Source organism: Pseudomonas sp. HN11 (assembly GCF_021390155.1).
GTDB lineage: Bacteria > Pseudomonadota > Gammaproteobacteria > Pseudomonadales > Pseudomonadaceae > Aquipseudomonas.
The window spans coordinates 980,827-998,244 of record NZ_CP089985.1 but is presented as its reverse complement, the minus strand read 5'-3'; the positions used below and the strand labels follow the sequence as shown (position 1 = coordinate 998,244).

General features: G+C 60.1%; 23 protein-coding genes. 7 read left to right on the top strand and 16 right to left on the bottom strand.

Features of this window, described 5'->3' with window-relative positions:
* Positions 1-15 precede the first annotated feature (15 nt).
* Positions 16-858, top strand: a complete 843-nt coding sequence (locus LVW35_RS29065; RefSeq protein ID WP_442799664.1) for a methyl-accepting chemotaxis protein — start codon at positions 16-18, stop codon at positions 856-858.
* 121 nt (positions 859-979) lie between these two features.
* On the opposite strand, the gene LVW35_RS04530 is transcribed toward LVW35_RS29065, so the two are convergent.
* Genes LVW35_RS04530 through LVW35_RS04520 form a run of 3 tightly spaced genes read right to left on the bottom strand, consistent with a single transcriptional unit; the run spans position 980 to position 2,091 of the window.
* Complete coding sequence (locus tag LVW35_RS04530) at positions 980-1,600, bottom strand: SOS response-associated peptidase (protein WP_233893929.1); 621 nt, start codon at positions 1,598-1,600, stop codon at positions 980-982.
* A gap of 36 nt (positions 1,601-1,636) precedes the next feature.
* Positions 1,637-1,897, bottom strand: a complete 261-nt coding sequence (locus LVW35_RS04525) for a putative signal transducing protein (protein ID WP_033899411.1) — start codon at positions 1,895-1,897, stop codon at positions 1,637-1,639.
* Positions 1,898-1,908: 11 nt separating this feature from the next.
* The gene (locus LVW35_RS04520; RefSeq protein ID WP_010213079.1) at positions 1,909-2,091 is read right to left on the bottom strand and encodes a CPXCG motif-containing cysteine-rich protein; all 183 of its coding nucleotides are present in this window, start codon (positions 2,089-2,091) and stop codon (positions 1,909-1,911) included.
* A 132-nt stretch (positions 2,092-2,223) separates the two neighbouring features.
* On the opposite strand from LVW35_RS04520, the gene LVW35_RS04515 reads away from it, so the two are divergent.
* Positions 2,224-3,387 carry a 1-acyl-sn-glycerol-3-phosphate acyltransferase gene (locus LVW35_RS04515; RefSeq protein WP_233893928.1) on the top strand — a complete coding sequence of 388 codons (1,164 nt, stop codon included), beginning with the start codon at positions 2,224-2,226 and terminating at the stop codon, positions 3,385-3,387.
* Between the two features lie 3 nt (positions 3,388-3,390).
* Here LVW35_RS04515 and LVW35_RS04510 read toward each other — a convergent pair whose 3' ends face one another.
* Positions 3,391-3,648, bottom strand: coding sequence for a hypothetical protein (locus LVW35_RS04510; protein ID WP_233893927.1), 258 nt, complete (start codon positions 3,646-3,648; stop codon positions 3,391-3,393).
* 183 nt (positions 3,649-3,831) lie between these two features.
* On the opposite strand from LVW35_RS04510, the gene LVW35_RS04505 reads away from it, so the two are divergent.
* On the top strand, positions 3,832-4,041 hold the full coding sequence (locus tag LVW35_RS04505) for a hypothetical protein (RefSeq protein WP_233893926.1): 210 nt from the start codon (positions 3,832-3,834) through the stop codon (positions 4,039-4,041).
* A gap of 57 nt (positions 4,042-4,098) precedes the next feature.
* Here LVW35_RS04505 and LVW35_RS04500 read toward each other — a convergent pair whose 3' ends face one another.
* Positions 4,099-4,686 (bottom strand): YajG family lipoprotein, encoded by a 588-nt coding sequence (locus tag LVW35_RS04500; protein ID WP_233893925.1) that lies wholly within the window; start codon positions 4,684-4,686, stop codon positions 4,099-4,101.
* Positions 4,687-4,880: 194 nt separating this feature from the next.
* Between LVW35_RS04500 and LVW35_RS04495 the strand changes: the two genes are divergently transcribed.
* The gene (locus LVW35_RS04495; RefSeq protein ID WP_233893923.1) at positions 4,881-5,114 is read left to right on the top strand and encodes a hypothetical protein; all 234 of its coding nucleotides are present in this window, start codon (positions 4,881-4,883) and stop codon (positions 5,112-5,114) included.
* A gap of 718 nt (positions 5,115-5,832) precedes the next feature.
* Positions 5,833-7,341 carry a malate dehydrogenase (quinone) gene (gene mqo, locus LVW35_RS04490; protein WP_233893922.1) on the top strand — a complete coding sequence of 503 codons (1,509 nt, stop codon included), beginning with the start codon at positions 5,833-5,835 and terminating at the stop codon, positions 7,339-7,341.
* 62 nt (positions 7,342-7,403) lie between these two features.
* On the opposite strand, the gene LVW35_RS04485 is transcribed toward mqo, so the two are convergent.
* The 4 genes from LVW35_RS04485 to LVW35_RS04470 form a co-directional block, all read right to left on the bottom strand.
* The gene (locus LVW35_RS04485) at positions 7,404-7,691 is read right to left on the bottom strand and encodes a PA4642 family protein (RefSeq protein ID WP_233893920.1); all 288 of its coding nucleotides are present in this window, start codon (positions 7,689-7,691) and stop codon (positions 7,404-7,406) included.
* Positions 7,692-7,766: 75 nt separating this feature from the next.
* Complete coding sequence (locus LVW35_RS04480; protein WP_233893919.1) at positions 7,767-8,252, bottom strand: hypothetical protein; 486 nt, start codon at positions 8,250-8,252, stop codon at positions 7,767-7,769.
* A 35-nt stretch (positions 8,253-8,287) separates the two neighbouring features.
* The gene (locus LVW35_RS04475) at positions 8,288-8,755 is read right to left on the bottom strand and encodes a WbuC family cupin fold metalloprotein (protein WP_233893918.1); all 468 of its coding nucleotides are present in this window, start codon (positions 8,753-8,755) and stop codon (positions 8,288-8,290) included.
* Positions 8,756-8,758: 3 nt separating this feature from the next.
* Positions 8,759-9,316, bottom strand: coding sequence for a hypoxanthine-guanine phosphoribosyltransferase (locus LVW35_RS04470; RefSeq protein ID WP_010213093.1), 558 nt, complete (start codon positions 9,314-9,316; stop codon positions 8,759-8,761).
* Between the two features lie 164 nt (positions 9,317-9,480).
* On the opposite strand from LVW35_RS04470, the gene upp reads away from it, so the two are divergent.
* Positions 9,481-10,119: a uracil phosphoribosyltransferase gene (gene upp / locus LVW35_RS04465; protein ID WP_010213094.1), complete on the top strand. Its 639-nt coding sequence runs from the start codon at positions 9,481-9,483 to the stop codon at positions 10,117-10,119.
* A gap of 2 nt (positions 10,120-10,121) precedes the next feature.
* Positions 10,122-11,396 carry a uracil-xanthine permease family protein gene (locus LVW35_RS04460; RefSeq protein ID WP_233893917.1) on the top strand — a complete coding sequence of 425 codons (1,275 nt, stop codon included), beginning with the start codon at positions 10,122-10,124 and terminating at the stop codon, positions 11,394-11,396.
* 123 nt (positions 11,397-11,519) lie between these two features.
* Here the strand turns inward: LVW35_RS04460 and hisC are convergent, their stop codons facing one another.
* From hisC to LVW35_RS04425, 7 genes are all read right to left on the bottom strand, one after another.
* The gene (gene hisC, locus LVW35_RS04455) at positions 11,520-12,572 is read right to left on the bottom strand and encodes a histidinol-phosphate transaminase (RefSeq protein WP_233893916.1); all 1,053 of its coding nucleotides are present in this window, start codon (positions 12,570-12,572) and stop codon (positions 11,520-11,522) included.
* Between the two features lie 3 nt (positions 12,573-12,575).
* Positions 12,576-13,898, bottom strand: coding sequence for a histidinol dehydrogenase (hisD, locus tag LVW35_RS04450; protein ID WP_233893915.1), 1,323 nt, complete (start codon positions 13,896-13,898; stop codon positions 12,576-12,578).
* A 127-nt stretch (positions 13,899-14,025) separates the two neighbouring features.
* Positions 14,026-14,661, bottom strand: coding sequence for an ATP phosphoribosyltransferase (gene hisG / locus LVW35_RS04445; protein ID WP_003188599.1), 636 nt, complete (start codon positions 14,659-14,661; stop codon positions 14,026-14,028).
* Between the two features lie 156 nt (positions 14,662-14,817).
* On the bottom strand, positions 14,818-16,083 hold the full coding sequence (gene murA / locus LVW35_RS04440; RefSeq protein ID WP_010213103.1) for a UDP-N-acetylglucosamine 1-carboxyvinyltransferase: 1,266 nt from the start codon (positions 16,081-16,083) through the stop codon (positions 14,818-14,820).
* A gap of 23 nt (positions 16,084-16,106) precedes the next feature.
* The gene (locus tag LVW35_RS04435) at positions 16,107-16,346 is read right to left on the bottom strand and encodes a BolA family protein (protein ID WP_003188597.1); all 240 of its coding nucleotides are present in this window, start codon (positions 16,344-16,346) and stop codon (positions 16,107-16,109) included.
* 114 nt (positions 16,347-16,460) lie between these two features.
* Positions 16,461-16,766 (bottom strand): STAS domain-containing protein, encoded by a 306-nt coding sequence (locus LVW35_RS04430; protein WP_233893914.1) that lies wholly within the window; start codon positions 16,764-16,766, stop codon positions 16,461-16,463.
* A complete protein-coding gene (locus LVW35_RS04425) occupies positions 16,763-17,410 on the bottom strand; it encodes an MlaC/ttg2D family ABC transporter substrate-binding protein (RefSeq protein ID WP_233893913.1) in 648 nt (215 codons plus the stop codon). The genes LVW35_RS04430 and LVW35_RS04425 overlap by 4 nt, the downstream gene beginning before the upstream one ends.
* Positions 17,411-17,418 lie beyond the last annotated feature (8 nt).

Below are 17,418 nucleotides of genomic sequence, written 5' to 3'. Positions count from 1 at the left end.
ATCAAGCTGCAAGGCATGATCACCCAGGTGGTGAGTTCGGTGCAGAAGGTCAGCGACTCGTCGGAGCACACGGCCGACATCGCGATTCGCACCAATCAGGGCGTGCATAAACAAATGGTGGAAATCGATCAGGTGGCCACCGCCGTGCATGAGATGACCGCCACTGCGCAAGACGTTGCACGCAACGCCACCCAGGCTGCGCAGGCCGCCAGCCATGCCGACCAGGCCGCGAGCCAAGGCATGCGCATCGTGCGTGACACCTCCACCTCCATCGGCGCGCTCGCCGAGGAAATCGGCAAGGCAGTGGGCGTGGTGCAAACCCTGGCCAAGGACAGCGAAAACATCAACGCCATCCTCACCGCTATCCGCGGGATTGCCGAGCAGACCAACCTGCTGGCGCTCAACGCCGCCATCGAGGCCGCACGGGCCGGCGAGCAAGGTCGTGGTTTTGCCGTGGTCGCCGACGAGGTGCGCAACCTGGCGCAAAAAACGCAAAAGGCCACCGAAGAAATCCAGACCATGATCCAGCAGTTGCAACAAGGCACGCGGGACGTGGTGCGGGTGATGGAGGACAGCCAGACTCGCACCGATGAAAGCGTGCAACACGCGGCCAAGGCGGCCGAAGCGCTGGAGACGATCACCCAGGCAGTATCGGTGATCAACGACATGAACACCCAAATCGCCAGTGCCGCCGAAGAACAGAGCGCGGTGGCCGAGGACATCAACCGCAACGTGATCAATATCGGCCAGGTGGCCAATGAAGTGGCGGGTGGCGCGGATGAATCCAGCGCGGCCAGTGCGGACTTGACCAAGCTGGCGGAGCAGCAGCGGCGCTTGATCAATCAGTTCAAGGTCTAGGGATTTTCGGTGGTTTGAGGCCGTCTTCGCGAGCAATCCCCACATTTTGACTGTGCTCACACATCCAAATGTGGGGCTTGCTCGCGAAGGGGCCAGTCAACCTAACCCAACACTTACTGACTCACGCCGGCGTCAGGCACTCCGGCCCATTGAGCTTCGGATCGTTGACCATGTTGGCCAGGACCCGCTCGCGCAACACGACGGGTTCACTGGCCAATAGGCCTTGCAACACATGCAGCGGCGTCTCGAGATTGAGCCAGGCTTCCTGCCCGGCCTCATCCAGAATCAGCGGCCGTCGCTGAGCCTGGGCAGCCTGGGTCACCACCGCCGTACTCAGCCACACTTGCTCCTGCACCGGATACGCTTCCCAGATCGCCGCAAAAAACAACGTGGAACCCTCCCCCGGCGTCAGCCAGTACGGCCGTTTGCGCTGGGTGCCACGCCACTCGTAAAACCCATTGGCGGGCAGCAGGCAACGGCGCTGGCGGAACGCTTCGCGGAACATCGGTTGTTCGGCCAGGGTTTCGGCGCGGGCATGGGCGGGCGTGCGGGACAGATCGGTCAACCAGGGCGGCGTCAGGCCCCAGCGGGCGCGGGCCAGGGTGCGCTGGCCATCGGTGGCGCGCTGGATCAGCACCGAATCACTCGGGGAGATGTTCCACTGAGCCTGCTGGTCGGCCGGGAAGCCCGGCAAGGCAGCGAAAGCGGGATTCCAGCGAAACAGGGCATAACGTCCACACATGGGGCAACACGACTCTTGGGTAAACCGACCGACAGCCTAACAGACCAGCACATCAGGGAAGCTGTCGGGTTCGTCACCGGGCAGCGGTTGCGCGCCGATATAGGCGGTAATCAGCTCGCGGGCGTCCATGGCCCGGTCGTTGTCCACCTCCAGGCCCAGCAGGCCGAAAATGGGTAATTCGCCGGTGCCGCCGAGCAGATGACGGCCCACCAGGTGCGCCTCGATGCCTTCACTGGCGAGCATCTGTTGTAGCAGCTCGCCCTCCATCAGGTTTTCCGGCTCATAAATTCGTTGCATGGGCGTACCCGTTATTCGTTTTCGCTACGGGTTTCGAGCATCCACTCTTCCCCATGGACCTGCAGATCGAAAATGATCGGCCGGCAACACACCTGGCAGTCCTCTATATAAGTCTGATCCCCTCCGGACAAATCCACCGTTGTCTCGACCACTTCACCACAATAAGGACAATCGTACGTCGCGTTTTCCAGCATCGCAGCCTCCAAGGTGACTTGTGCGTATAATCGCCGGTCTATTGACAGGGCTATTTTCGGCCGGGCCCATTACTCGTGCCGCACCCTGGTGTTTCCTTTACTTACCCTAGCCGTTTCTAACAAGAGAGCATGATGGGCGAATTCGATACCATCCGACCTTACAACGACAGCGAAGTCCCGGCAGTGCTGGCACGTCTGTTCAGTGACAAGGCCTTTCTGGACATCCTGACCCACTTTCGCTTCCCGCGCTTTGCCGGCGCCTTGGGCTGGCTGCTCAAGCCGATGATCGCCCGCAAATTGCGCCGTGAGTTCGCCGGCGTCACTACCGTGGCCACGCTGCAGGACAAAGTCGAGTACTACGTCGACCACACCATCGACCGGGCGACCGACGGCGTGACCTACACCGGCGTCGAGCAGCTCAAGTCGGGCACGGCTTACCTGTTCCTGGCCAACCACCGCGATATCGTGATGGACCCCGCCTTCGTCAACTATGCCGTGTACCACGCCGGCTTGCCGACGCCACGCATCGCCATCGGCGACAACCTGCTGCAAAAGCCATTCGTCAGCGACCTGATGCGCCTGAACAAAAGCTTCATCGTGCATCGCTCGATCACCGGGCGAAAGGAGAAGATGGCGGCCTATAACCTGCTGTCGGCCTACATCAACCATTCGATCCGCAACGACGGTGCATCGATCTGGATCGCCCAGGCCGAAGGGCGCGCAAAGGATGGGGATGATCGCACCGAGTCGGCGATTCTCAAGATGTTCCACGTCAGCCGCAAGGATGAGCCGTTTGCCGAGGTGATCCAGTCGTTGAACCTGACGCCGGTGTCCATCAGCTACGAATACGACCCGTGCGATACGGCCAAGGCTCGCGAGTTGTACATTCGCGCAACCACCGGCACCTACAGCAAAGCGCCGGGTGAGGATGACGTAAGCATCGCGCTGGGCATCACCGGCTACAAGGGTCGGGTGCACATCAACTTCGCGCCACCGATTACCGAGCGTTTCGAAGACACCAAGCTGCTGGCCGCAGAAATGGACCGGCAGATTCTCGGCGGTTACCGGTTGTTTCCGGTGCATTACCTGGCCTACGCCCAGTGGAGCGATGCCGACCCGCAATTGCAGGTGCCGACGGCGGCCGAAGTGTTCCCGGCGGATGAACTAGCCAAGGCGAAGACGGAGTGGGAGCGGCGCTTGAGCGAATGCCCGGCCGAGCACCGTCCGTTTTTGGTGGTGCAATATGCGACGCCGGTGCGTAATCAGTATCGGGTCAAGGCCGGGATTGCCCTGTAGGGCTTAGAGGCGGGTGCTGAGCCAGGAGATGGCCAGCGCCAGCCCCAGGCAGGCAAATCCGACGCGGTAAGCCAAACGATGCGCCCGCTCGGTGCGCACATCCAGAAACAACATCGGTTGGTCGATTGCGCGGTCCTCGCTTTGCGTGGTCAGGTCGGCCATTGCGCGCTGTTCGAGCAGCCGGGTAATAAACAACAGCGCTGCACCTGGGCAGGCCACTGCTAAAGCAACAACGTTGAGCAATAATGACGGCAGCGCCATCGCAAACCTCGGTTAAACAATGTCTTGGTATCAATTCAGATACAAACCTGAACGGTAGTGGCCTCCCGCGCCGAAAATGCTCCCTCCACCATTGACGGCTAATGTATCCAGTAATTTACGCCGTCACCTGAACGTCACCTTAACAGTCCACTCTGTTGCCCTTTGACGCCTCAGGAGCTTGTCATGTTGCACGCGCAAAACCAGGATCGGCTGTATCTGGTCGCCCAAAGCGATGAGCAGGAAGCGCTGATCGGCGCCTTGGCGTTCAACGTCCAGGATCGTCACTGGCTGGTGTATTGCGCCCTCGGCGGGCACCAGCATGCGGACCTGCCGGAGACCGACCTGCTGACAGGGGTGAGCCTGCTGGATTTCTGTATCAACACCGCGGCGTGAAACTGAAGGCGAAAAAAAGCCGGGCTCACCGCTGAGCCCGGCTTTTTGCTGAATCACTTATTGCGAGCTGAGCAACGAACCGACACTCGGGTCCTTGAACAGGCGGGTCAGGGCATCACTGAGGACATCGCTGACCAGTTTGGTGTTGGTTTCCTGGTTCGGCGACATGCCGAAACGCTGGTTCAGGGACGCACCGTAGCGACCGCTGTAGCGACGGGTGCCGGCGCTGACGTCGGACTTGAAGGTCGCGCCGATGGACGCTTCGGTCACGTACAGGCCGTCTTTAGGCGACTGGTACTTCAATTCCGCCAGGGTGACGGTCAGCTGCGGCGCACCCGGCGCATTGGCGCTCGGGGTGAAACCCAGCAGGCGCACGGCGGCTTCGGCCTGGGCCTGCAGCTTGGGCAGCACGTCCTGGGCATTCACCGAGACCAGGGCGGTTTCCGGGTACAGCCCGCCGCGCGAGCCGAGGGTCGGCGACGGACGACCATCAACCACACGCACCGACACCGGCTGGCCGTGGCCCACAGGCGCCAGCTGCGTGGTGATTTTAGGTTCCGGGGTCAGTTGTTGCGGGCTGTTGGCGCAGCCAACCAGGGTCAAACTGGTCACAGTGATCAAACCGAACAACAGGCGTTGCAACATGTGCTTCTCTCCAGAAATCAGGTACCGACAGGCCGCCAGTATAGCGGTGCGCTACTGCGGGGAACTAGCATCAGTTACAACCTGAGACCCGTTGGCTGGACAGCGGTTCGATGTCACCGATATGTCACACCTGTTACATAGGCCCGTCATCCCGGCCAGGCATGCTTGGCCTCAATCCTAGGAGGTTGATCACCATGCATTTTCTCTGGTCGCTGTTCACGCGCAAGCCCGCCCTTCGCCAGTTCGCCCTGCTCGACGCGCAAGGTCGTTGCCAGGCCTTCAAAGAATGCAACCAGCCACCTGTAGGCGACGGCTGGGTGGAAATCGATGAAATCCGCCTGAGCTGGATGCACCACCCGTTGCCTGCCCGGGCCCGCGTCAGCCCGCGTCCTGCGCGGTCGTCCCGCCACCAGCCGTTGGCCGCCTGACCGAACACCTAATAAAAGTCATAAAACACGCCCATTTCCCTGGCGTTCTTCGCTACAATCTCCCCCCGATTATAAGGACGTCTCCTGATCGGGCCTCGCAGCATCGTTAATGCCTCGGCACTAACCCCCAAAATCGCCCACAGAGAGCCGCCCACACAGATCGAGTGAAGCTGGCGCGCTTGCTGTTTTCTTTGCAAACCACCCGCCTTTACCGAATCTGCCAGAGCTGCCATTGCGCTCGGCCACTTGAGTTGTTTGCCCGTTTTGCCGCGTGTCGGCTAGGGGCCAGGTGCCAGGCTGGGGCAGCCCTTTTTTGAGGTTCACGTCTTCAAAAGAGCGTGAAAAAACGGGTTTTCACAACTTCACAAGAGTGTGGCGAGCAAATGAATAGTTTGGCGTTTGTACAAGCACCATCAGCGTCTGGAACAGCCCAACCACACAGGACCGAGCACGTCTTAAAAACCGGAGCTTGAGCCTGTCCGCTACGGATTGGTTGCACGAAACGCACGCTTTGACCATAAGTCGAATTGCCACAGGCGCCCATGAATGCGTTCATAGGCAGATTAGCCCGGCAGGAAGCGTGCGCTGAACATGCAAGAATTGCGAATCGGACATGGCGATCCTGGCCATGGGTAATCTGGGGCAACACGTGAATCGCCCCGTCACTCCTGGCAGCCATGCCGTCAATTTGGTGCTGCAGATTTTGGAGACGCGTTAAATGGCGCATAACGAAGCAGTCGACGTAGTACTGGTAGGGGCCGGCATCATGAGTGCCACCCTGGCCGTACTGCTCAAAGAGCTCGACCCCGGCCTCAGGCTGGAAGTCGTTGAGCTGATGGATTCGGGTGCCGCGGAAAGTTCCAACCCCTGGAACAACGCCGGTACCGGCCACGCCGGGCTGTGTGAGCTGAACTACACACCGCAGGCCGCCGACGGCTCCATCGACATCAAGAAAGCCGTGCACATCAACACCCAGTTTGAGGTGTCGAAGCAGTTCTGGGCCTACCTGACCCAAAAAGGTACCTTTGGCTCGCCAAAGTCCTTTATCAGCCCGGTGCCACACCTGAGCTTCGTGCAGGGCGAAAAAGGCGTGGACTTCCTCAAGACGCGCTTTGAGACCCTCAGCCAGCACCACGCGTTTTCGGACATGCACTACACCGAAGATCGTAGCGAAATGGCCGAGTGGATGCCGCTGATGATGCCGGGCCGCCCGCTCGACGAAAAAATCGCAGCCACCCGCGTCATGAATGGCACCGACGTCAACTTCGGCGCGCTGACTAACCAATTGCTCGGTCACCTGACCAGCTCGGCCGATGCCCAGGTCAAGTACAGCAAACGCGTGACCGGCCTCAAGCGCAACGGCGCGGGCTGGACCGTGAGCATCAAGGACGTCAATAGCGGCAACAGCCGTGAAGTGGACGCCAAGTTCGTGTTCCTCGGCGCCGGTGGCGCAGCGCTGCCGCTGCTGCAAGCCTCGGGCATCGAAGAAAGCAAAGGTTTTGGCGGCTTCCCGGTCAGCGGCCAATGGTTGCGTTGCGACAACCCGGAAGTGGTCAAGCACCACCAGGCCAAGGTCTACAGCCAGGCCGCCGTGGGTTCGCCGCCGATGTCCGTGCCGCATTTGGACACCCGCGTGGTGGATGGCAAGAAATCCCTGCTGTTCGGGCCATACGCCGGTTTTACCACCAAGTTCCTCAAACATGGCTCATTCCTTGACCTGCCGATGTCGATTCGCGCCGGCAACATCGGCCCGATGCTGGCCGTGGCCCGCGACAACATGGACCTGACCAAGTACCTGGTCAGCGAAGTGCGCCAATCCATGGAGCAGCGCCTGGAATCCCTGCGTCGCTTCTACCCGGAAGCGAAAGCTGAAGACTGGCGCCTGGAAGTGGCTGGCCAACGCGTGCAGATCATCAAGAAAGATCCGAAAAAAGGCGGTGTGCTGCAATTCGGCACCGAGCTGGTCGCGGCCAAAGACGGCTCTCTGGCCGCCCTGCTGGGTGCGTCCCCGGGCGCTTCGGTGACCGTTTCGATCATGCTGGAGCTGATCGAGAAGTGCTTCCCAGGCAAAGCGGCCGGTGAATGGGCCGCCAAGTTGCAGGAAATCTTCCCGGCGCGGGAAAAGGTCCTGGAAACGGACGCCGAGCTGTACCGCAAGGTCAACACGCAGAACAACATCAGCCTGGGACTGGTTGAACCTGCCGTCGAGACTGAAAGCTACGCGTGAGGCGCCATAAAAAACGCCCCGCTCTCAACCTGAGGACGGGGCGTTTTTTGTGTTTCGGATATTCAGCCGCGAGCTTTTTCGATCAGTTCGATGTACTCGTCGGCGTTGCGCTGGTCCTTGATCAGGTCGACGAAGGTCTGGCCATGCTGATCCTTGCCGTCGAGGTCCAGGCCCGCTTCCTTGAAAAAGCCCAGGAAGCGCTCGAAATCGTCGATACGCAGGCCACGATAAGCCTTGATGAGTTTGTGCAGGGACGGTGAAGTCGCGTCGACCGGCTCAAAGTCCAGGAACAACTTGATCTGATCGTCGCCGATCTCGTCACCAATCACCTGCTTCTTATCTTTACGCATTACCGACTCCAGCCTGCAGACATTTACACGGGGCTTGAAGTCTACCTGTGGGGCGCAGCCTTGTGTAGGCGGGGCCTACTTGGCTTTCACAGCCCCAGTGTGCAAATCCGCCCAGATATGCCCATTGGCATAACTGAGAAACTGCACATAAACAGTGTCATTGCGCAACAGGTCGACAATCACGCGGTATTGGGCCACCGGATAGGACAAGGTCAGGGTTTTGCTCTTGTCATCGTAGGCCGGTTTTTTGAGGCTTTTGCTTTCGCCGTCGAAATTGAGCACTACCTGGGTGATAGTCGCGCCCTTGTTCAGGGATTTGCCCTTGAGACGGATCATCAACGGTGAGGTTACCGGGATCGGCTGTTGGCTGGACTGGCGCTGGTTGCCCACTACCACCGCGTACTCAGTGACTTGCAGCAATTGCTGCTGATCCGGCGCTTCGGCGCGCAGGGTCAGGTCGTCCGAGGGCAGGAACTGGCTGTGCATGGGAGCCGGCGCGGCGGCCAACGGCAGGCTGAGGGTCAGCGCCAGGGCGGCGCAAGTGCGTATCAACAGGCTCATGGGCCGCTCCGGCAAGATGGGCCCAGCACTGTAGCTCAATCGAACTGGGCAAGCATCCAGCGCTGATACTCGGCCACGCCGACATCGCCTTCGCGCGGCGCCCAGTTGGCCAGTTCACCTTCGCTTACGGGGCGATACGGCCCGGCCTTGCACTCGAACATCACCGTGTCGGGCTCCAGCACCACCAGGCCGTGGAATACACCGGGCGGAAGATCGACGCCGGCGCAGTCCCCGCCGGCCTGCATCACGCGTTTGGCGAGCACTTCGCCAGTTTCGCTGAACACCAGCAAACCCAGACTGCCTTGCAGCACAAGCAAGGTTTCGGCCTTGTCCGCGCTCAGGTGCCGATGTGGCGGCACATAAGTACTGGGTTGCAGACCTACGGCCAGACGATGGCAAGGTTCTTCCATCTGATGGAAGTTGTGATGATGCCGGCCACGAGGGCTTGCGCCCGCTTTCTCGGCCAGTTCGGCAAACAGCGTCTGATCAAGAAAACGGACCATGGCTTACATCCCCTTAACGGCGTAAATACCATTGGCATTACGCCAATAGCCCTTGTAGTCCATGCCGTAACCGAAGATGTAGCGGTCGATGCACGGCAGGCCGACGTAATCAGCTTTCAGGTCCGGGCGGGCCTTGCGGTCATGGTCTTTATCGATCAGCACGGCGGTGTGCACCTTACGCGCGCCGGCGTGTTTGCAGAAGTCGATGATCGCACCGAGGGTGTGACCTTCATCAAGGATGTCATCGATGATAAGCACGTCGCGGTCGATGAACGAGACTTCCGGCTTGGCTTTCCAGAACAGGTCGCCGCCGCTGGTTTCGTTGCGGTAACGGGTGGCGTGCAGGTAGGACGCTTCCAGAGGAAATTGCAGATGAGTCAGCAACTTGCCGGCAAAGATCAGGCCACCGTTCATCACGCAGAACACCACCGGGTTGGTGTCGGCCATTTCGCGGGTGATGTGCGCGCCCACCTTGGCGATCGCCTCTTCGACTTGCGCTTCGGTGTACAGGCAGTCAGCCTCGCGCATGATTTGACGGATATGCTCGAGATCAGCAGACATGGCGCTCTCCAAGGGGGTGCTGTGGCAAGAAAAGCGGGCGAAGGTACGCTTCTCGCGCGCTCCGGGCAAGCCTTAATGGACTAACGTACTAGATGTCTATAGGACAACACCCTCGGATAGATTAATCTAGGCCGGTTTTTTTGCCCGCCGCCGGAGCCTTTCCCATGCCCACTCGCGAGATCCGCCATCCGCTGATCCGACACAAGCTCGGCCTTATGCGCCGCGCCGACATTAGCACGAAGAACTTCCGTGAGCTTGCTCAGGAAGTCGGAGCGTTGCTCACTTACGAAGCCACCAAGGATTTGCCCCTGGAAACCTACGAGATCCCCGGTTGGGCCGGTCCCGTCCAGGTGGAGAAAATCGCTGGTAAGAAAATCACCGTGGTCCCGATCCTGCGCGCCGGTATCGGCATGCTCGAAGGCGTGCTCAGCCTGATCCCGGGCGCCAAGGTCAGCGCCGTCGGCGTAGCCCGCAATGAAGAGACGCTGGAGGCCCACACTTACCTGGAAAAACTCGTTCCGGAAATCAACGAGCGACTGGCGATGATCATCGACCCGATGCTGGCCACCGGCAGTTCCATGGTTGCCACTATCGATCTGCTGAAAAAAGCCGGTTGCCGGGACATCCGTGCCATGGTGCTGGTCGCTGCGCCCGAAGGCATCGCTGCCGTCGAGAAGGCCCACCCGGACGTGCAGATCTACACCGCGTCCATTGATGAGCGCCTGAATGAACACGGCTACATCATCCCAGGCCTGGGCGATGCCGGTGACAAGATCTTCGGTACCAAGCAGAAGGACGCGTGAGCATGCAGGATGAATTCAACGACCCGCTTTGGCGCCAGATCCTGTCTGGGGCACAAATGCTCTTCGTAGCATTTGGCGCGCTGGTGTTGATGCCGCTGATCACAGGTCTTGATCCAAACGTCGCGCTGTTCACCGCGGGCCTGGGCACATTGCTGTTCCAGGTAGTGACAGGGCGGCAGGTGCCGGTTTTCCTGGCGTCGAGCTTTGCCTTCATTACCCCGATCATTCTTGCCAAGGGCCAATTCGGCCTCGCGGCGACCATGGGCGGGGTAATGGCGGCGGGTTTCGTTTATACCTTCCTCGGCCTTGCGGTGAAGATCAAAGGCACCGGTTTCATCGATCGGCTGTTGCCGCCGGTGGTGATCGGGCCGGTGATTATTTCCATCGGCCTGGCCATGGCGCCAATCGCCGCCAATATGGCAATGGGTAAAGCCGGCGATGGTGCCGAGCTGATCCATTACCAGACGGCGATGATGATTTCGATGCCCGCGCTGCTGACCACGTTGATCGTGGCAGTGTTCGGCAAAGGCATTTTCCGCCTGGTGCCGATCATCTCCGGCGTATTGGTGGGTTTTGCCATGTCATTCTACTTTGGTGTGGTCGACACGGCGAAGATCGCCGCCGCGCCCTGGTTCGCCCTGCCCCACTTCACCGCGCCGGAATTCAACTGGCAGGCGATTCTGTTCATCGTACCGGTGGCCTTGGCCCCGGCGATCGAGCATATCGGTGGCGTGATTGCGGTGGGCAGCGTGACCGGTCGCGACTACCTGAAGAAGCCTGGCCTGCATCGCACCCTGTTGGGTGACGGCATCGCCACCACGGCTGCCGGCCTGTTTGGCGGCCCGCCGAACACCACCTACGCCGAAGTGACCGGCGCGGTCATGCTGACCAAGAACTACAACCCGAAGATCATGACCTGGGCGGCGGTGTTTGCTATCAGCCTGGCGTTTATCGGCAAGTTCGGCGCATTGCTGCAGAGCATCCCGGTACCGGTAATGGGCGGGATTCTGTGCCTGCTGTTCGGCTCGATTGCCGCGGTGGGGATGAACACACTGATCCGCCACAAGATCGACCTGGGGGAAGCGCGTAACCTGGTGATCGTGTCGGTGACCCTGGTGTTCGGCATCGGTGGCGTGCTGGTCGGTACCGGCACTGGCCCGGATGACTTCGGCCTCAAGGGCATTGCCCTGTGTGCGGTGGTGGCGATTGGATTGAACCTGTTGCTGCCGGGCAATGATGGCTGGAAGAACAAGAAGCCTGACGAACCGCTGCTGTAATTAACGGCGAAACCAAAGTGGGAGCGGGCTTGCTCGCGAAGGCGGAGTGTCAGTCGATAACTATGTGACTGATACACCGTCTTCGCGAGCAAGCCCACTCCCACACTTGATTTTCAGCGGATGTTAGAGCTGGCCTAGCCCATCGATCAGCGCCTGGTTCTGCTCAGGCGTGCCGATGCTGATTCGCAGGAATTGGGCAATCCGTTCCTGCTTGAAGTGACGAACAATCACCCCTTGCTCACGCAACTTGGCCGCCAGGCCGGCAGCGTCGTGCTTGGGATGACGGGCAAAGATGAAGTTGGCTGCCGACGGCAACACCTCAAAACCCTTCTCCTCCAATTGAGCGACTAGCTTGTTACGGCTATCGACAATCAATCGGCAGGTCTTCTCGAAGTACTCACGGTCCTCGAATGCCGCCGCCGCGCCGACAATCGCCAGGCGATCCAGCGGGTAGGAATTGAAGCTGTTCTTGACCCTCTCCAGCGCTTCGATCAGGTCCGGGTGGCCCACGGCCAGGCCCACGCGCAAGCCGGCCAGTGAGCGCGATTTGGACAGGGTCTGGGTCACCAGCAAGTTCGGATAACGGTCCACCAGGCTGATCGCGGTTTCACCGCCGAAGTCGATATAAGCTTCATCGACCACCACCACCGAATCCGGGCTTGCCTTGAGGATCTGCTCCACCGCGTCCAGCGCCAGCACGCAGCCGGTGGGCGCGTTCGGGTTGGGGAAGATGATCCCGCCGTTGGGCTTGGCATAGTCCGCCACGCGGAGCTGGAATTGTTCGTCCAGCGGCACCGGGGCGGACTTGATGCCATAAAGGCCGCAGTAAACCGGATAGAAGCTGTAGCTGATATCCGGGAACAGCAGCGGCAGGTCGTGCTGGAACAGGCCGTGGAAGATGTGCGCCAAGACTTCGTCGGAACCGTTGCCGAGGAATACCTTGCCAGCGTCGATCCCGTAATACTTGGCGACTGCCTGCTTGAGCAAGTCGCTGTTCGGGTCCGGGTACAGGCGCAGGTTGTCGTTCAACTCGGCCTGCATGGCGGCCAACGCTTTGGGCGATGGGCCGTAAGGGTTTTCATTGGTGTTGAGCTTGACCAGTTTGGTCAGCTTGGGTTGTTCGCCGGGCACGTAAGGCACGAGGTCCTTGACGAAAGGGCTCCAGAATTTACTCATGTCTCAGTTCCCCTTCTCTTCAAGGATGCGGTATTCGGCGCTGCGGGCGTGGGCACTCAGGGATTCACCACGGGCCAGCACCGAGGCCGTCTTGCCCAGCTCGGAGGCGCCCTGCGGTGAGCAGAAGATGATCGATGAACGCTTCTGGAAGTCATATACCCCCAGCGGCGACGAGAAACGCGCGGTGCCGGAAGTCGGTAGCACGTGGTTCGGGCCCGCGCAGTAGTCACCCAGGGCCTCGCTGGTGTGGCGGCCCATGAAGATCGCACCGGCGTGACGAATCGACGGCAGCCAGGCTTGTGGATCAGCGACAGACAGCTCCAAGTGCTCCGGCGCGATGCGGTTGGCCACTTCGATGGCCTGCTCCATGTCGCGTACCAGGATCAGCGCGCCACGGCCATTGATCGACTTCTCGATGATTTCGGCGCGGTCCATGGTCGGCAGCAGCTTATCGATGCTGGCCGCGACCTGGTCGAGAAACGCGGCGTCGGGGCTGACCAGGATCGCCTGGGCGTCCTCATCGTGCTCGGCCTGGGAGAACAGGTCCATGGCGATCCAGTCCGGATCGGTCTGGCCGTCGCACACCACGAGGATTTCCGAAGGGCCGGCGATCATGTCGATACCGACCTGGCCGAACACGTGGCGCTTGGCGGTGGCGACGTAGATGTTGCCAGGGCCGACCACCTTGTCCACTTTCGGCACGCTTTCGGTGCCATAAGCCAAGGCCGCGACGGCTTGGGCGCCACCGATGGTGAACACGCGGTCAACACCGGCGATGCAGGCGGCGGCGAGCACCAGCTCGTTGATTTCACCGCGTGGGGTCGGCACCACCATGACCACTTCGGTCACGCCCGCCACCTTTGCAGGAATTGCGTTCATCAGCACCGAAGACGGGTACGAAGCCTTGCCGCCCGGCACGTACAGGCCGGCACGGTCCAGCGGCGTGACCTTCTGGCCCAGCACGGTGCCGTCGGCTTCGGTGTAGCTCCAGGAGTCCTGTTTCTGTTTTTCGTGGTAGCTGCGCACCCGCGCCGCCGCCACTTCCAGAGCTTCGCGCTGAGGTGCAGTGATACGCGTCAGGGCCAGCTCCAGGCGTTCGCGCGGCAGGATCAGGTCGGACATCGATGCGACGTCCAGGCCATCGAACTGGCGGGTGAAATCCACCAGCGCCGCGTCACCGCGCTCGCGCACAGCCTTGATGATGTCGAGCACTCGCCCGTTGACCGAGTCGTCGGACACGCTTTCCCAGCTCAGCAGATGATCCAGATGATGGGCGAAATCCGGGTCGGCAGCGTTGAGTCGGGCAATTGCAGTGGACGTGGTCATAGCGAGGGCCTCATAGGATTGGCAAAAATGCTCAGGCGCCGAAAGTTAGCAGTCGATCCGCTTGGGCACCTGAGAATTCTGGCTATGAGGCGGATAGACGGGCGCGACCCAGGGCCGCGCGGGTAAGTCAACCGCGGTGTCGCGACTCTACTGCCTTGCGCAGGGTGTCGATCAACGCCTGGATCCGGGCGTGCTGCATTTTCATCGACGCTTTGTTGACGATCAGGCGGGAGCTGATGTCGGCAATGAAATCCTGTGGCTCAAGACCGTTGGCACGCAGCGTGTTGCCGGTGTCGACCACGTCGATGATCTTGTCGGCCAGGCCGATCAGCGGCGCCAGTTCCATCGAACCGTAGAGCTTGATGATGTCGACCTGACGGCCTTGTTCGGCGTAATAACGCTTGGCGACGTTGACGAACTTGGTCGCCACACGCAGGCGGCCTTTCGGCTCGACGTCGCCGACACGGCCTGCAGTCATCAGCTTGCACAGGGCGATACGCAGGTCCAACGGCTCATACAGGCCCTGGCCGCCGTATTCCATCAACACGTCTTTACCGGCGACACCCAGGTCGGCCGCGCCATGCTCAACGTAGGTCGGCACGTCGGTAGCCCGCACGATCAACAGGCGAACGTCGTCCTGGGTCGTGGGGATGATCAGCTTGCGACTCTTATCCGGATTCTCGGTCGGCACGATGCCCGCTTCAGCCAGAAGCGGCAAAGTGTCGTCAAGGATGCGGCCCTTGGACAGTGCGATGGTCAACATGGGAAACGTCAGTCCTTCATCAGGCTATTGCTGTCCGGTCGCAAACGACGCCGGACACAGATCGAGGCCATTACAGCCTCGATTTGGAACAAATTCAGCATACTGCTTCTTTAATTTATAGCGAGCGGGCTTGCCCCGCTCACTATAAAACAGCAACTAGCCCGGTACGCGGCGGATTTTCGCGCCGAGCATCTGCAGTTTTTCTTCGATGCACTCGTAGCCACGGTCTATGTGGTAGATGCGGTCGATCAAGGTGTCACCTTCGGCGATCAGCGCCGAAATCACCAGGCTGGCCGAAGCCCGCAAGTCGGTGGCCATCACTGGCGCGCCTTTGAGTTTCTCGGTGCCGGTGACGATGGCAGTATTGCCCTCGACCTGAATCTTCGCACCCATACGGTGCAGTTCATACACATGCATGAAGCGGTTTTCGAAGATGGTTTCGATCACGGCACCGGTACCTTCAGCAATGGCGTTCAAGGAGATGAACTGCGCTTGCATGTCGGTTGGGAACGCCGGGTACGGAGCGGTGCGCACGTTGACGGCTTTAGGGCGCTTTCCGTGCATGTTCAGCTCGATCCAGTCTTCACCGGTGGTGATCTCGGCACCGGCTTCGCGCAGTTTTTCCAGGACCGCTTCCAGGATGGTCGGATCGGTGTCCTTGACCTTGACGCGGCCACCGGTCACGGCGGCGGCAACCAGGTAGGTGCCGGTCTCGATACGGTCTGGCATGACCTTGTAGGTTGCCGTATGCAGGCGCTCTACACCATCAATGGTGATGGTGTCGGTGCCTGCACCGGAAACCTTGGCACCCATGGCGTTCAGGAAGTTAGCCAGGTCGACCACTTCCGGCTCGCGCGCGGCGTTTTGCAGCACGCTGCGGCCTTTGGCCAGGGCAGCGGCCATCATGATGTTCTCGGTACCGGTCACGCTGACGGTATCAAAGAAGAAGTTCGCGCCACGCAGGCCGCCTTCAGGCGCCTTGGCCTTGATGTAACCGCCTTCGACGTCGATGACTGCGCCCATGGCTTCAAGGCCGCGGATGTGCAGGTCCACCGGACGCGAACCGATCGCGCAGCCGCCAGGCAAGGCGACTTCTGCTTCACCGAAACGGGCAACCATCGGGCCCAGCACCAGGATCGACGCACGCATGGTCTTCACCAGCTCGTACGGGGCGATCAAGGTCTTGATGGTGCGTGGGTCGATTTCGACAGCCAGTTTCTCGTCGATCACGGGCTCGATGCCCATGCGACCGAACAGCTCGATCATGGTGGTGATGTCGTGCAGGTGCGGCAGGTTGGCCACGGTGACCGGGCCATCGCACAGCAGGGTCGCTGCCAGAATCGGCAAGGCGGAGTTTTTTGCACCGGAAATGCGAATCTCGCCATCAAGGCGGGCACCGCCGGTAATAATCAATTTATCCATAAGAATCTCGACGCCTTGGGGGCTCAGGTACGCTCGGCCCAGGCCGCGCGGCTGAAAAATTTCATAGTGACCGCATGGATGCTGCCATCGGTGATCCACGGGTTCAAATGGGCATAGATCTGCTGCTGACGCTTGACTGGGCTGAGTGCCGCCAGTTCATCGCTAATCACGTTCAGCTGGAAGTTGCAGCCTTCGCCTTCAACTTCAACGGTCGTTTCCGGCAGCTTTCCTTCAAGAAAGCTCTTAACTTCTAGGGCCTGCATGCTCAACCTCTATCGGCGCCCAGTGCGCACGGGTCGCACATCATACAAAAAAGCCCCGCGCCTGCGAACCCCGCATAGCAGGACTCTGACGGGGGGCCTCTTTAATAATGTGTATTAAGGATGCGCCAACAGCTCGGTCAGACCGGAAACTTCGGCAATTTCACGCATGTCTTCGGGTATTGCACGGATGCTGACGGGCTTTTTGGCCGCTTCGGCATCACGCATGAAGCACAGCAACAACGATAAGCCAACGCTGCTGGACTTGGTCACAGCCGAGCAATCCAGCACCAGCGCAGGCGCAGTGCTGGTTTTGATCAGAGCCTGCCCCTGCTTGCGCAGATCAGGCCCGGTGCGGTAATCCAGCACGCCGCTGATGAACAGCTCGCCGGCATCGCCTAGCCGAACAGCCGCCTCAGTCATTGCGCGGACTTCCCGGCAGCTTTATCGGTTTCTTCCTTGGCCTTGGCGACTTCACCGGCCCAACCATTGATGGTTTTGTCCAGGTCGTTGCCATTGCGCTGCATGGCGTCGGCGAACTGGTCACGGAACAGCTTGCCGATGTTGATGCCGTTGATGATCACGTTACGCAGCTTCCACTCGCCGTTGACCTTCTCCAGCGTGTACTGCACAGGGTAGACGGCACCGTTGTTGCCCTTGACGCTCATGTTGACGCTGGTGCGATCACCCGACTCATCGGCGGCGGGAGCAACCGTAATGCCTTGGTTGTTGTACTCGAGCAGCGCGTTACCGTAGAACTGGAACAAGCCTTTCTTGAAGTTTTCCTGGAAGGTCTGCATCTGCGCGGGGGTAGCCTTGCGCGAATATTTGACCGTCATGATGCTGCGGGAAATGCCTTCAGCATCCACCACCGGACCGACAATGGTATTGAGCGCGTTGTAGAACTGACTCGGGTCCTGCTTGTACTTTTCCTTGTTGGCCGACAGGTCAGCCAACATCTTGTTAGTCGTGTCCTGCACCAGATCGTGCGCAGAACCTGCTGCGTTGGCCATCAACGGCAGCGCTGCAAGCAGTACCAGAAGGCCACGTCGCAAGGTAGAGATCATGTACGAAT

What these genes read in the sequence shown, in the direction of transcription:
- hisD (WP_233893915.1), bottom strand. Translation starts at nt 13,898, where the DNA reads ATGACCACGTCCACTGCAATTGCCCGACTCAACGCTGCCGACCCGGAT.
- LVW35_RS04525 (WP_033899411.1), bottom strand. Translation starts at nt 1,897, where the DNA reads ATGCAACGAATTTATGAGCCGGAAAACCTGATGGAGGGCGAGCTGCTA.
- LVW35_RS04530 (WP_233893929.1), bottom strand. Translation starts at nt 1,600, where the DNA reads ATGTGTGGACGTTATGCCCTGTTTCGCTGGAATCCCGCTTTCGCTGCC.
- hisC (WP_233893916.1), bottom strand. Translation starts at nt 12,572, where the DNA reads ATGAGTAAATTCTGGAGCCCTTTCGTCAAGGACCTCGTGCCTTACGTG.
- LVW35_RS04430 (WP_233893914.1), bottom strand. Translation starts at nt 16,766, where the DNA reads ATGACTGAGGCGGCTGTTCGGCTAGGCGATGCCGGCGAGCTGTTCATC.
- LVW35_RS04495 (WP_233893923.1), top strand. Translation starts at nt 4,881, where the DNA reads ATGCATTTTCTCTGGTCGCTGTTCACGCGCAAGCCCGCCCTTCGCCAG.
- LVW35_RS04475 (WP_233893918.1), bottom strand. Translation starts at nt 8,755, where the DNA reads ATGGTCCGTTTTCTTGATCAGACGCTGTTTGCCGAACTGGCCGAGAAA.
- LVW35_RS04505 (WP_233893926.1), top strand. Translation starts at nt 3,832, where the DNA reads ATGTTGCACGCGCAAAACCAGGATCGGCTGTATCTGGTCGCCCAAAGC.
- LVW35_RS04515 (WP_233893928.1), top strand. Translation starts at nt 2,224, where the DNA reads ATGGGCGAATTCGATACCATCCGACCTTACAACGACAGCGAAGTCCCG.
- LVW35_RS29065 (WP_442799664.1), top strand. Translation starts at nt 16, where the DNA reads ATGATCACCCAGGTGGTGAGTTCGGTGCAGAAGGTCAGCGACTCGTCG.
- LVW35_RS04425 (WP_233893913.1), bottom strand. Translation starts at nt 17,410, where the DNA reads ATGATCTCTACCTTGCGACGTGGCCTTCTGGTACTGCTTGCAGCGCTG.
- LVW35_RS04520 (WP_010213079.1), bottom strand. Translation starts at nt 2,091, where the DNA reads ATGCTGGAAAACGCGACGTACGATTGTCCTTATTGTGGTGAAGTGGTC.
- LVW35_RS04470 (WP_010213093.1), bottom strand. Translation starts at nt 9,316, where the DNA reads ATGTCTGCTGATCTCGAGCATATCCGTCAAATCATGCGCGAGGCTGAC.
- LVW35_RS04460 (WP_233893917.1), top strand. Translation starts at nt 10,122, where the DNA reads ATGCAGGATGAATTCAACGACCCGCTTTGGCGCCAGATCCTGTCTGGG.
- murA (WP_010213103.1), bottom strand. Translation starts at nt 16,083, where the DNA reads ATGGATAAATTGATTATTACCGGCGGTGCCCGCCTTGATGGCGAGATT.
- LVW35_RS04485 (WP_233893920.1), bottom strand. Translation starts at nt 7,691, where the DNA reads ATGCGTAAAGATAAGAAGCAGGTGATTGGTGACGAGATCGGCGACGAT.
- LVW35_RS04500 (WP_233893925.1), bottom strand. Translation starts at nt 4,686, where the DNA reads ATGTTGCAACGCCTGTTGTTCGGTTTGATCACTGTGACCAGTTTGACC.
- upp (WP_010213094.1), top strand. Translation starts at nt 9,481, where the DNA reads ATGCCCACTCGCGAGATCCGCCATCCGCTGATCCGACACAAGCTCGGC.
- hisG (WP_003188599.1), bottom strand. Translation starts at nt 14,661, where the DNA reads ATGTTGACCATCGCACTGTCCAAGGGCCGCATCCTTGACGACACTTTG.
- LVW35_RS04510 (WP_233893927.1), bottom strand. Translation starts at nt 3,648, where the DNA reads ATGGCGCTGCCGTCATTATTGCTCAACGTTGTTGCTTTAGCAGTGGCC.
- mqo (WP_233893922.1), top strand. Translation starts at nt 5,833, where the DNA reads ATGGCGCATAACGAAGCAGTCGACGTAGTACTGGTAGGGGCCGGCATC.
- LVW35_RS04435 (WP_003188597.1), bottom strand. Translation starts at nt 16,346, where the DNA reads ATGCAGGCCCTAGAAGTTAAGAGCTTTCTTGAAGGAAAGCTGCCGGAA.
- LVW35_RS04480 (WP_233893919.1), bottom strand. Translation starts at nt 8,252, where the DNA reads ATGAGCCTGTTGATACGCACTTGCGCCGCCCTGGCGCTGACCCTCAGC.